This window comes from Saccharomonospora amisosensis (genome assembly GCF_011761185.1).
GTDB classification, from domain to species: Bacteria; Actinomycetota; Actinomycetes; order Mycobacteriales; family Pseudonocardiaceae; genus Saccharomonospora_A; species Saccharomonospora_A amisosensis.
In genome coordinates, this window is the sequence record NZ_JAAOYM010000001.1 from 2,724,215 (window position 1) to 2,736,628 (window position 12,414).

Consider the following 12,414-nt stretch of genomic DNA (forward strand, 5'->3'; position numbering starts at 1 on the left):
CGATGGGCGCATGACGTTCGAATCGATGACGAGACGGCGACCCATCGCGGGCGCGACGGCCGTCACCCTCGGCGACCGCCGGGTCAGGCTGCTCGACCGCGCCAGGATCTACAACTGCGGGATCACCCCCTACGACGTGACCCACCTCGGTCACGCCGCGACGTTCGTCTGGGTGGACACACTCAGCCGGGTGCTACGGGTGCTCGGCGTCGAGCCGATCGTGTGCCGCAACGTCACCGACATCGACGACGTGCTCGACGACGCGGCACGGGAAGCCGGGGTGCGCTACGACCACTTCGCGGCGTTCGGCCAGTTCCGCTTCGAGGGCGACATGACCGCGCTGAACGTACGCACCCCCGACTACGAGCCAAGGGCACATCGCTACGTGGACGCGGTGATCCGGCTGGCGGCCGCGCTGGCCGAGGGGGGCTCCGCGTACGTGCGTGAGGGCGGGGTCTTCTTCCGAGGCAGCCACGTCGTGCGGCGTTGGGGGCTCGAAGAGCGGGAGGCGCTGCGACTGGCGAGGGAGTTCGGCGGCAGGCCGGACGATCCGGCGAAGGACGACCCGTTCGACGTCGCGGTGTGGCAGCCCGCCGAACCCGGTCACCCGGCATGGGACTCACCGTGGGGTCCCGGCAGGCCGGGCTGGCACGCCGAGTGCGTGGCGATGTACACTTCCACGTTCGGCGTCGGCGTGGACATCCACGCGGGTGGTGCGGACCTGCGGTTCCCGCACCACGCCTACCACGCCGCGATGGCGGAAGCGCTGACCGGCGTCGCGCCGTACGCGCGGGCCTGGATGCACGTCGGCGCCGTCACCGTCGACGGGGCCAAGATGGCGAAGTCAACGGGCAATCTGGTGTTGCTCGAGGATCTGCTCGCAACCCACCCCGCGCCGGTGGTGCGGCTGGCGATCATCGACCGGCCGTGGGCGCAGTCGTGGGACTACTCGCCAGGCGTGCTCGACGTCGCCGCGGCCCGGCTGGAGGACCTGCACCAGGCGGCGGGCAGCCGGGTCGGCGTGACCGATGAGGACGATGTGGAACGGCTGCGCCAGCTACTGAGCGCTGACCTGGACGTGCCTGCCGCGCTGGACTTCGCCATCGAGCGTGGCGGCGGCGCGGCGCGGCTGCTCACCGCGGCGCTCGGGCTGAGCTGAACCTCGACACTGAACCTCGACACTGAAGGTCGACACGGACGGCGGCGGTGAGGTGGCGGGCAAGAACTCCTCACCGCTGCCTTCTCGGCAGTGACTTCTCGGCAGTGACTTCTCGGCAGTGCCTGCTGAGCGGCACGTTTCCGCCGTGGCCGTGCCACAGGGTGCACAGCAAGACTGGCTGACTCCCGTGCACTGTGTCCATGGAGGGTCGGCGCGTCCGCTCCGTAGCTTCGGGTGAGCGCAACCGCACCGACTCCCCGGAGGGTGGTCCACATGACCGAGCTTCTCTCGCACGCAGAGTTCCGCGCCGCGCTGGAGGACGCCATCAAGGGCCGAGAGGCGAAGAACGCGTCGTTCAGCAGGGCATGGGCGGACGGCGAACTCAAGCGCCACCACTTCGCCCGCTGGGCGGAGAACCATTACCACTACGTGGGTCCCTTCGCCGACTACCTCGGCTACATCTACGGCAACACGCCCGATTCCTGCACAGGGGCGAAGGACTTCCTGCTGCAGAACATGTACGAGGAGGAGCTCGCCGACATCCGCCACACCGACCTGCTCATCCGGTTCGCGCAGGCGTGCGGCACCACCCGAGAACGGGTGGAGGACCCGATGAACATGAACGCGGTCACCCGTGGCCTGCAGGCGTGGTGCTATGCCACCGCGATGCGTGAGCACTTCGCGGTGGCCACCGCCGCGCTGGTGGTCGGGCTGGAGTCGCAGGTGCCGAGCATCTACCGCAAGCAGATCGTGCCGTTGCGGGAGGTGTACGGCTTCACCGAGGACGAGATCGAGTTCTTCGACCTGCACATCACCTCCGACGAGGTGCACGGCGAGCGTGGGTTCCAGATCGTGCTCGACCACGCCGACACCCCGGCACTGCAGCAGCGCTGCCTCGACTTCGTGCGCTGGGGCGCGGAGATGCGGTTCGCCTACACCAAGGCGCTCTACGACACCTACGTCGCGCCCGACCTCGTCACCGCCTGAGCGCCCGCCATGGCCGAGTGGCTCCACCTCGCCGACCTCAGCGAGCTCGTCAGGCGGAAGAAGAAGCGCGTCGTGGTGGCGGGCGAGCAGATCGCACTGTTTTTGGTGGACGGTCGGGTCTACGCGCTGCACGACGTCTGCGTGCACAAGCAACGGTCACTGAGCAAGGGCGTCGTGCTTGGCGGCGCGGTGGTGTGCCTCGGCCACCAGTGGCGGTTCGACCCGGCGACAGGGCAGGCCCACGACCAGCCGCTGTGCCAGCCGACCTACGACGTACGCGTCGACGGCGACCGGGTGTATGTCAACCCGGTCCGCCGCGGGCGCGTCGGCGCGGCGGGGTGAGCCGGGTGAGCGGCACCGACGGCACCGCAAGCATCGGCACCATCGCGATCGTCGGCGCGGGGCAGGCGGCGGCAGCGGCGACGCGGACGCTGCGCAGGCGCGGCTACGAAGGGCGGATCGAACTGATCGGCGCCGAGCCGGAGCCGCCGTACCAGCGGCCACCGCTGTCCAAGGAGTATCTGGAGGACCCGACCACCGCGGGTGAGTTGGGACTGCTGTCGCAGCGGTGGTGCACCGAGAACGCGGTGCGGCTTCGGCTAGGCCGTACCGCGGTGGGGATCGACCCGGCCGAGGGTGCCGTGCTGCTGCAGGGGGGCGGCTCGGTGAGGGCCGACCGGGTGCTGGTGGCGACCGGCGGGCGGCCGCGCGCCTTGCCCGGGGTCGCAGGCGAACGCGTGCACACCCTACGCACGCGCCGCGACGCCGATCGGCTGCGCGAGCGGCTTTCGCCGGGCGCACGGCTCGTCGTGGTCGGCGCGGGGTTCATCGGCTCGGAGGTGGCCGCCACCGCACGCGCGCTCGGGGTGGATGTGGTGCTGCTGGAGGCCCTCGACGTGCCGATGCGCCACCTGCTCGGCCCCCGACTGGGCGCGGTGTGCGCCGAGTTGCACCGCTCCAACGGGGTCGAGGTGCGACCTCGGCAGGCGGTTGCCTCCGTGGTGCACGGCCGCGACGGGGTCACCGTGGTGACCGAAACCGGAGCACGAATCGACGCCGACGCCGTGGTGGTCGGGATCGGAATCGAGCCCAATGTGGACGTCGTCGCGGACGCGGGCATCAAGGTGGACAACGGGATAGTCGTCGACGGCTGCTGCCGGACGAGCTCGCCGTCGGTGTTCGCGGCAGGCGACGTGGCCAACCATTACCACGCGCTGTTCGGCGAGCACATCCGCGCCGAACACGTCGAAGCGGCCAGCAGGCTGGCAACCACCGCGGCCGACGCGATGCTCGGCCACGCCGCACCGTTCACCGAGCCGCACTGGTTCTACTCCGACCAGTACGGGGTGAACCTGCAGTACACCGGGTACGCGCCACGCTGGGACGAGATCGTGGTCAGGGGTTCGCTGTCCGATTTGGACTTCTGCGCGTTCTACCTGCTGGAAGGTGTGGTGCGGGCGGCGTTCGCCGCCGAGCGGGGAGAGGACGCGATGGCGGCGAGGGAGTTGGTTTCACAGCAGGCCGTGGTGGAGCCGGACGTGCTGCGCGACGACGACGTCGACCTGTTCGAACTGATGATGGAGGGTGCCGGGTGAGCGCGAACTTGATCGGTGGCGAGTGGAGGGGCTCGGCGAGCGGCAGGGTGCGAGACCGCCACAACCCGGCCGACACCAGGCAACTGGTGGCCACCGCGCCCGACTCCACGGCCGCCGACGTCGATGCCGCCGTCAGCGCGGTCGCCGACGGCCACGTCGAATGGTCCCGCACCTCGCCGCAGCGGCGAGCCGAGGTCCTGGACACCGCAGCGGCACTGCTCGAACGCGACCAGGAGAAGCTGGCGGCCGAGCTGGTGGCCGAGGAGGGCAAGACGCTGGCCGAAGCCACCATGGAGGTCCGCCGCACCCCGGCGAACCTGCGCTTCTACGCCGGCGAGGCGCTGCGCGCGACGGGCAGCACCTACCCTTCGGAATCCGGACTGGTCTACACCGCACGTTCCGCCGTGGGTGTCGTGGCGGCCATCACCCCGTGGAACTTCCCGCTCAACATCCCCTCCCGCAAGCTGGGTCCTGCGCTGGCGTGCGGCAACGGCGTGGTCTACAAGCCGAGCGAGGTCACACCGCTGCTGGCGACGCGGCTGGTGGAGGCGTTGCTGGAGGCGGGGGTTCCCGCTGGGGCGCTGGCACTCGTGCACGGTGGCGCGGAGGTGGGCGCGGCACTGGCGAGGGACCGGCGGGTCGCGGCCGTCACCTTCACCGGTTCCACGGCCGCGGGCAACAGCATCCATGGCGCCGTGGGAGCCAGCAGGCGCTGCCAACTGGAGATGGGTGGCAAGAACCCGGTGGTCGTGCTTCCCGATGCGGACCTGGACCGGGCGGCGGCGATCGTGGTGCGTGGCGCGTTCGGCCTTTCCGGACAGGCCTGCACCGGAACCAGCAGGGTGATAGCCGCCGACACCGTGCACGACGAACTGCTCGCGCGCGTGGTGCGGCGGGCCGAGGCGCTGCGACTCGGCGAAGGGCTCGCCGACGGGGTGGAGATGGGCCCGCTGGCCACGGCGCAGCAGCTGGCCAAGACCGCCGAGTACGTGCGGATCGGGCTCGCCGAGGGCGCGGTGCTGCGCACCGGCGGGCAGGCGCCCGACGGCGCGCGGTACGAACACGGCCACTTCTTCCTGCCCACGGTGTTCAGCGAGGTCGCCGCTGGGTCGCGGCTGGCCCGCGAGGAGATCTTCGGCCCGGTGCTCGCGTTCCTGCGCGCCGGTTCCTTCGACGAGGCCGTGCGGCTGGCCAACGACAGCGACTACGGGCTGTCGGCGGCGGTGGTGACGCCCGACCTCGGTGCCGCGCTCGACTTCGCCGACCGGGTGCGGGCCGGTCTGGTGAAGGTCAACCAACCCACCACCGGAATGGCCATGAACGCGCCGTTCGGTGGGCTGAAGGAATCGAGCACGCAGACGTTCAAGGAGCAGGCGGGCGAGACGATGTCGCGCTTCTACACCGTGGAGAAGACGGTGTACGTGGCGTCCTGACCTGACCCGGCGGTCACCGCTTCCCCACCACAGCCAAGGAAGGAATATCGCGATGGAGTACGTCAGGGTGGCCCGTTCCGGCCAGGTGCCCGACGGCTATGTCCGCCGGTTCTTCGCGGGCGAGCTGGAGCTGGCCGTCGCGAGATTACGCGGCACCGCCTACGCGACGTCGAACTACTGCACCCATCTGGACTGCCTGCTGTCGTCGGGCAAACTGGTCGACGACGGCATCGGCTGCTCCTGCCACGGCAGTGTGTTCGACCTGCGAACCGGCGAGGCGGTCTGCCCGCCCGCGACGGAGCCGATCAAGACGTTCCCCGTCAAGGAGGAGAACGGCGAGATCTTCGTCGGGTTGACCGAGCACGACATCGCGCAGGGCCGCAGGCTCGCGGGTCCCCGGCGTCGCGGAACCGCCGGTTGAGGAGGTAGGCGGTGACCGGCGAGACCGACCGTGCCCACGACGTTCCGCCTCGGGCGGCACCGCCGCCGCAGGGTGACTACGTGCCCGCCGTGGTGTACGGCGGGCTGGCGTTCAGCGCGGGCATGACGCCGAGGAGCGGTGGGCGGCTGCGGGTGAGGGGGCGGGTCGGCGAGGACGTCGGCACGCGCGAGGCAGGCCAGGCCGCGGCGCTGTCGGCGGCCAACGCGCTGCTGGCGCTTGCCGAGGCCGCGGGAGGGTTGGACCGCATCGAGCGGTGCCTGCGGTTGACGGTGTACGTGGCGTGCGCGGAGGACTTCACCGAGCACTCGGCCGTGGCCGACGGCGCGTCACGGACGCTGCGTGGCTGGCTCGGCGAGCGCGGCGCCGTCGCGCGTACCGCGGTGGGGGTCCGCTGCCTGCCGTCGGGCGCGGCCGTGGAGGTGGACCTCACCGTCGCCGTGCGGTAGCCGAGGAGGTGTTCGTGGCGGGCGGTGCTTGCGGCCGGGAAGGGCAGCACCGCCCGCGGTGTCGCTATGCCACGGGCAGCGTGGTGGTGTGCTCGGTGTGCTCGGCGAAGGCGCGCAGCGCCGCGGCACCGACGGCCTTGTCCTGCTCGCCGTTGCCGCCGCTGATGCCGACTCCCCCGACGATCTGCCCCTCGTACTCGATCGGGAAGCCGCCGACGAAGATGGCGAACTTGCCCGGCAGCATGTGGCTGATCCCGAACGCCTCGTTACCGGGAAGCGCGGGTCCGTCCGGCGGTTCGTTGAACTTGTGGGTGGCCCGCTCGTGCCCCGCCGCGGTGAACGCCTTCGCGATCGCGATCTCCACGCCGGTCAGCCGGGCTCCTGGCAGCCGGTGCAGCGCGACGACGTTCCCGCCGTCGTCGCAGACGCAGATCGTCTGCCGCACCCCGAGTTCCTCCGCCTTGGCGCGAGCCGCCGCCAGCATCGGCAGCGCGTCGTCCAGCGTGATCCGGTTGACCGTGTGCACGTTCGTCCTCCTCGCGGTCGCTTTCGGCGTCACCAATCTGACGCTTGCGCGCGGGGGGCGGCAATGGTCAAGCTGCCGTATCGCCGTCGAGGAATGCTGTGCAGTCTGTCCATGAGGGGGCAGTGTGGAACCCAGCGTGAGAAGCACCGTGGAGGACTCCGTGCGGGACGGCACGGACCCTGGTGAGCTGACCCTGGCCAGGCTGCTGCAGGAGCGCCCGTTCAGGGAAGCGGACGTGGCTGGGCCGACCGACGTGGTGGTGACCTGGTGCCTGCCGTGGGAGCAGGCTGTCAGCGGCGCCGCGTCGCTTCGGGGTGTGCTGGTGTTCGCTCGCGGCGAGCAGCTCGCGGACGCCGACCTGCGGCGGCTGTGTGACCGGGAGGCGGCCGCGCTGCTGGTGTCGGGCAACTCGGCCGCGGCACCGGGCCCACCCGCGACACGGGCGCGGTTGCCCGTGGTGTCGGTGGGCGCGCATGTCGACTACCGCGAGATCGGCAGACTGGTCGCCGAACTCGCGCTGGCCCGCGAAGCACACGTGCTGCGCTACGGCGTCACCGTGCATCGCTCGCTCGCCGAGTTGCTCTACCGGGGCGCCGGGGTGTCGGCGCTGTGTCACCAACTGGCCAGGCTGTCGCGCTGTGCCGTGGCCGTGCTTGACGCCGATCGACAGGTGCTGGCGTTCGCGCGGTCCGCGCCGGCCACCCTCGACTCGGCGGAGGTCGCGCGGGCACTCGCGGAGGAGCCGCCCGGGCTGGTCGCCGAGTCACTGCGCGGCGGGCACGGTCCCGCCGTGGTCGGTGACGCGACCTTCGGCGGCAGGCCGTACACGTGCGTGGTGGGACCGATCGTGCTTGGCGGGCGGCACGACGGTTGGGTGCTCCTGATCGAGCCGAACCGCCCGCCGCATCCACACGATCTGGCGCAGCACCGGGTCGTCGTTGAGCAGGCGGTGACGATCGTGGGAACGGAGCTGCTGCGAATGCGCAGTATCTCCGAGGCCGAGGAGCGGGCGCGCGGCGACTTCGTGCACGCGCTGCTGCACGGCCGTTTCGGAAACGCCTCGGACCTGCGTGCCAGAGCGGCCCACTACCGGTTTCCCACCGACTGCGAGTACGCGGTGCTGGTGGGTGCCGCACTGGAGGGGGGCGTGACGGCCGCCATGGCGAGGGAGGCCACCAGGCTGGCACCGCAGGGGGCGGGGCAGACGTTGGCCGCCGCCGTTGGCGACGTGCTCGCCGTCATCCACCCGTTCGACCCCGGCCACGTCGCGACGCCGGACGCGGCCGACACCGCCGTGGCCGCCTACGCGGCCACCCTTGAACGTGATCTCGGGCTGCGGCTCGGCAAGCCGGTGCGCATCGCGTACGGCAGACCCGTCACCGGCGCGGTGCGGATCGCGGAAAGCTACCGCGAAGCGCGGATCGCGCTTCGGCTTCGGCTGCGGCTGGGATTGCCCGACGTGTGCGGGTTCCACCACCTGCGGGTGTACGCCGCGCTGGTGGAACTGGCGGGCACCGAGCACGGCAGGACCTTCGCCCGTGACCTGCTCTCGCCGCTGCGCTCCGGCGCGGCGGTGGGGTCGGAACTGGAACGCGCGGTACTGGCGTATGTGGAGTGCGGGGGCAACGTCAACGCCGCCGCGCGGCGACTGCACGTACACCGCAACACCATGCTCTACAAACTCGACCGCGCCTCCCGGATGTTGCGGTTGGACCTGCGGGAGGCCGAGCACCAGTTCGCGCTGTGGCTGGCGTACAAACTGGACCTGCTGGCCGAGACGACGGCGGCGGTGGACCGGGAACTGGGACCAGCATGAGCGCTGGCGAGGGCTGCCGGTCAGCCCGCGGGGGCCTTGCCCGCGAAGCTCACCGCCAGCGCGATCAGCGCGAGCACCGCACAACCACCGAACAGCAACAGCGGCTCGCCCCACGGGTAGGCAAGGCCCACCCAGGCGGCCCCCAGTGCGGCGCCGCCGAACCGAAGCGTGTTGAACAGGCCGAGGGTCGCGCCCGCACCGCCCGCTGCCGCCGGTCCGGCCGCCGCCGACCTGCTGGCGCCCGCGGCCGCCGGAGTCTGCACCAGCGCCACCCCGCAGCCGGTCACCACCAGCAGCGCGACCAGCACGGCGAGCTGCCCGCCCCACGCGGTCGCGTGCAGCCCCATGGCGAGCTGTGCCGCGGCGAGCGTGAGCAGGCCCGCCCTGAGCACCCGCCGCGGCCGGGTGCGCTCGCACAGCAGGCCCACCACGGCGGCGAGCGACGCCATCGTCGCGGGCAACGCGAACACCACCAGCCCTGCCGACGCCGTGGGCATGGCATGCCTCCCCGTCAGGTACAGCGGCATGGCCACCAGGGTCGCGCCGAGACAGAACATCTGCGCGCAGGCCGCGACCGCGCTTCGCAGGAAGCGGGACTCGGTGAGCAGCCGCGCCGGCACGAGCGGGTCGCGCGCCGTTGCCGACATCGCCGCGAACGCGGCGAGCGCCAGCGCACCGGCGCCTGCGAGCACGGCGAGCACGGCTGGCGGCAGCGAACCCCCCGGCGCCAGCACGACCGCCGCAAGCAACGTGGCGGTTCCGGCGGTGAAGGCAACCGCACCCGGCCGGTGCAACCCGGACCGCCGCCCCTGTTCGGCCGGCACCAACGTGACGAGCGCGAGCACCAGCAACAACGCCAGCGGTGCCAGCAGCCAGAACACGGCCCGCCAGCCCCACGGCTCGGCCACCAGTCCACCGAGCGGCGGGCCCAGTGCCTGCCCGATCCCGTTGGCGGCCGCCCACGCGCCCATCATCCGGTTACGCCGGTTCGGCCCGTAGTGGGTGGCGAGCATTCCCATCACGCACGGCGGCGCCGCCGCACACGCCAACCCCTGCAGCCCTCGGAAGGCGGCGAGCGTGGGCAGGTTGGGCGCGAGCGCGGCCCCGATCATCGCGCCGGCCAGCAGCAGTTCGGCGGCCACGAGCGTGCGCCCGCGGCCGAACCGGTCACCGACCCAACCCAGCAATGGCATTGTCGCCGCGAGAACGAGCGGGAACGAACTGACGGCGAGCACGCCCGACGACAGCGGCACACCGAGGTCGGCCGACAGCTCCCGCAGTGGGACATTCACGACGTTGTTGCCGACCGTGCCCAGCAGTGTCACAGCCAGCAGAGTGAACAGCACGAACGGCAGACCTTTCGGAAATCACGGTGTCGCGCACGAAGAGCGCCCACCCGTCGCGGCGCTGTTACGGGCCGGTTGCGCTGTGCTCCATTTGAGACTGCCTCGGTCAAGAACGTGTTACCAGGGCATCGTGCACAAACTTCGGCGCGGCTGATGTGCACATGATTGATAGACGAATCGCCGTCGCTGCGCGGAACCTCTTGCGTTAACGCTGTGCCGTCCCACTCGAAGGGCAAACAGATGCAACTGTCAGCAGCACACTGGGTCTACCTGGCAGGTGTCGTCGTCATCCTGGCAACGATGATCGCGCGCAAGAACATCGTCGTACCCGCCGTGGCGGCGACGTTCCTGACGGCGCTCGTCCACTCCGGAAATGTCATCACCGGCACCACCGCCGTGTTCAACGCGAGTCTGGTCGCCGCGACGAACCTGTTCAATATCTTCCTGATTATCGCGCTGGTGACCGCGATGCTGCACTCGCTGCAGGTGCTCGGCGCCGACCGGTTGATGGTCGCGCCGTTTCGGCGGGTGATGCGCAACGGGCACATGGCTTTCTGGGCCCTGGTGGTGATCACCTACTTCATGTCGTTGTTCTTCTGGCCGACACCGGCGGTGCCGCTCATCGGCGCCGTGCTCGTGCCGGTGGCGATCAGGGCGGGGCTGCGGCCTATGGCGGTCGGGCTGGTGGTCGCCTGCGCGGGCCAGGGCATGGCGCTGTCCTCGGACTACGTCATCAGGGTCGCGGGCGGGCTTTCGGCTCAGGCGGGTGGGCTGGACGCGGGCGCGGTGACGGACAAGGCGATGGTGCTTTCACTGGTTGTCGGCGGCGTGGCGCTGCTCATCGGGTACGCGATGGAGTTCCGCAAGATGCGCGCGCCGTCGGCCCAACTGCTCACCGAGTGGGAGGCCGCGGCCGAGGACGGCACCGTTCGCGAGGCGGCGCCGCCGAAGGAGGACGCCGAGGAGCGCGAACTCGTGGAAGCGACTGCGGGTACCGCCACGGCGGCCTTGCCACCGACGCCCGCACCTGGCCAGGCGCGCGAGGCAGGTCAGGCACTACCAGGCCCCACCCGTGGCGGCGGCACCCCACCCGGCACCCCACCCGGCGGCACGGCCGAACACCCCGCGGCGGCGACGTTGTTCGCCGTGTTCGTTCCGCTGGCCTACCTAGGCTTGATCGTCTACATGGTGGTGGCGAAGGTGTCGGAGTCCGTACCGGATCTGGAGGCCGGGCAGGCGGCTGGGCTCGTCGGCGGGGTGGCCGCGCTGATCGTGCTGCTGGCCTCGCTCGTGGGCGACGGCAAGGGTTTCCTGGAGTCTTCGGCCACGCACGTTGTCGACGGGCTCGTCTTCGCGTTCAGGGCGATGGGCATCGTGTTGCCGATCGCCGGGTTCTTCTTCATCGGCAACGGCGAGTTCGCCAGCCAGATCCTCGGCACCGACGAGCAGGCGCGGGGCATCCTGTTCGACCTGGTCGCCGCGGCGCAGCAGTACATTCCGGACAGTCCGTTCGTTGCGGCCTTCGGCATCCTCGTCGTCGGGGTGATCGCGGGCCTCGACGGTTCGGGGTTCTCCGGGTTGCCGCTCACCGGCGCGCTCGCGGGAAGCCTCGGCGACGGTGCGGGCATGAACGCCGAGACACTGGCCGCGCTGGGGCAGATGGGCAACATCTGGTCCGGGGGTGGCACGCTGGTGGCCTGGTCCTCGCTGATCGCCGTCGCCGGGTTCGCGCGGGTGCCGGTGCTGGAGTTGGCCCGCCGCTGTTTCCTGCCGGTGATCTGCGGGTTGGCCGTGGCCGCCGTGTTCGCGGTGGTCGTCCTCGGCTAGTCGGCCAATCACTTGGTGGCGAGCACGCCCGGGATCGGGTCCGCGACGCCGGTCCCGGGGGCGCAACCCACCCGCACCGCGCCGTTGACTTCGTGTTAACTCGAGATTCTAGGGTGATCGGCATGGACGCGAACCACGATGCCGACAGCGAAGCCATCAGGCAGGTCGTCGCCACCATCGAACACGCACAGGCGGGTGAACTAGTCGACGAGTTCGTTGCCCAGTTCGCCGAAGACGCCATCTGGACCACCGCCCACGGCAGGCGCCTTACCGGCCGGGACGAGATCGCCGCCTTCACCGGCAAGGTCCTGCCGGGAGCCATGAAGGACCGCAGGCCGAGCTACGAGGTGGTGCACGTGCTGTTCATCCGTCCCGACGTCGCCGCGGTGAAGGTCCGCCAGCGGTACTTCAGCCATGACGGGCAGCCGATCGAGGGTGATAAGGAGGGCAGCCCGCTGTACGTGATGTCCAACGAGGACGGCCGCTGGCTGCTGAGGGCCTGCCAGAACACCGAGGTGCTCGACTCCTGAGCCGGCGATGAAGGCGGCGCGGGCAGGGGATGCTCAGCAGCCCGCGTCCGAAAGCGACGTGCTGCGGGCGCAGACCGTGAGCTGGTCGCCAGTTCGACACCGCGCGCAGCGACGACCCGCGGCCCGCGCGACCGTGGCCAACGGTGCCTGCGCGCACGCTGACCCGTCGCCAGCCGTCACCTCGGTGCGTCCGCCGTCCGCCTGGTTCGCTCGCGGCCCACCAACAACTGGAAACGGCTTTCGGTACGCGACCGGCAGGCGAACACTCTCGTGTCACGGGACACGCGACGCGCCCTTACGTGGCAGG

Annotated in this window: 12 protein-coding genes; 10 read left to right on the forward strand and 2 right to left on the reverse strand. The window is 70.9% G+C overall.

The features are described from left to right. Positions 1 to 10 precede the first annotated feature (10 nt). From FHU38_RS13305 to FHU38_RS13335, 7 genes are all read left to right on the forward strand, one after another. Positions 11 to 1,159 carry a cysteine--tRNA ligase gene (locus FHU38_RS13305; RefSeq protein WP_167170927.1) on the forward strand — a complete coding sequence of 383 codons (1,149 nt, stop codon included), beginning with the start codon at positions 11 to 13 and terminating at the stop codon, positions 1,157 to 1,159. A gap of 273 nt (positions 1,160 to 1,432) precedes the next feature. Further along, positions 1,433 to 2,146, forward strand: coding sequence for a TenA family transcriptional regulator (locus FHU38_RS13310; RefSeq protein ID WP_167170929.1), 714 nt, complete (start codon positions 1,433 to 1,435; stop codon positions 2,144 to 2,146). A 9-nt stretch (positions 2,147 to 2,155) separates the two neighbouring features. Next, complete coding sequence (locus tag FHU38_RS13315; protein WP_167170932.1) at positions 2,156 to 2,488, forward strand: Rieske (2Fe-2S) protein; 333 nt, start codon at positions 2,156 to 2,158, stop codon at positions 2,486 to 2,488. A gap of 5 nt (positions 2,489 to 2,493) precedes the next feature. After that, positions 2,494 to 3,741: an NAD(P)/FAD-dependent oxidoreductase gene (locus FHU38_RS13320; protein WP_313886762.1), complete on the forward strand. Its 1,248-nt coding sequence runs from the start codon at positions 2,494 to 2,496 to the stop codon at positions 3,739 to 3,741. After that, on the forward strand, positions 3,738 to 5,174 hold the full coding sequence (locus tag FHU38_RS13325; protein ID WP_167170938.1) for an aldehyde dehydrogenase family protein: 1,437 nt from the start codon (positions 3,738 to 3,740) through the stop codon (positions 5,172 to 5,174). The genes FHU38_RS13320 and FHU38_RS13325 overlap by 4 nt, the downstream gene beginning before the upstream one ends. Positions 5,175 to 5,226: 52 nt before the next feature. Next, a complete protein-coding gene (locus FHU38_RS13330; protein WP_167170941.1) occupies positions 5,227 to 5,595 on the forward strand; it encodes a Rieske (2Fe-2S) protein in 369 nt (122 codons plus the stop codon). Positions 5,596 to 5,606: 11 nt separating this feature from the next. Next, positions 5,607 to 6,062 (forward strand): RidA family protein, encoded by a 456-nt coding sequence (locus tag FHU38_RS13335; RefSeq protein WP_167170944.1) that lies wholly within the window; start codon positions 5,607 to 5,609, stop codon positions 6,060 to 6,062. Between the two features lie 64 nt (positions 6,063 to 6,126). On the opposite strand, the gene FHU38_RS13340 is transcribed toward FHU38_RS13335, so the two are convergent. Continuing rightward, the gene (locus tag FHU38_RS13340; protein WP_167170947.1) at positions 6,127 to 6,588 is read right to left on the reverse strand and encodes a GlcG/HbpS family heme-binding protein; all 462 of its coding nucleotides are present in this window, start codon (positions 6,586 to 6,588) and stop codon (positions 6,127 to 6,129) included. A 136-nt stretch (positions 6,589 to 6,724) separates the two neighbouring features. On the opposite strand from FHU38_RS13340, the gene FHU38_RS27995 reads away from it, so the two are divergent. Continuing rightward, entirely contained in the window at positions 6,725 to 8,404 is a 1,680-nt protein-coding gene (locus tag FHU38_RS27995) for a PucR family transcriptional regulator (protein ID WP_167170949.1), read from the forward strand. A 20-nt stretch (positions 8,405 to 8,424) separates the two neighbouring features. Here FHU38_RS27995 and FHU38_RS13350 read toward each other — a convergent pair whose 3' ends face one another. Further along, entirely contained in the window at positions 8,425 to 9,750 is a 1,326-nt protein-coding gene (locus tag FHU38_RS13350) for an MFS transporter (RefSeq protein ID WP_167170951.1), read from the reverse strand. A gap of 240 nt (positions 9,751 to 9,990) precedes the next feature. Here FHU38_RS13350 and FHU38_RS13355 point away from each other — a divergent pair, with 240 nt between their 5' ends. Beyond that, complete coding sequence (locus tag FHU38_RS13355; RefSeq protein ID WP_167170953.1) at positions 9,991 to 11,577, forward strand: hypothetical protein; 1,587 nt, start codon at positions 9,991 to 9,993, stop codon at positions 11,575 to 11,577. Between the two features lie 122 nt (positions 11,578 to 11,699). Further along, positions 11,700 to 12,107 (forward strand): SgcJ/EcaC family oxidoreductase, encoded by a 408-nt coding sequence (locus FHU38_RS13360; RefSeq protein WP_167170955.1) that lies wholly within the window; start codon positions 11,700 to 11,702, stop codon positions 12,105 to 12,107. Positions 12,108 to 12,414 lie beyond the last annotated feature (307 nt).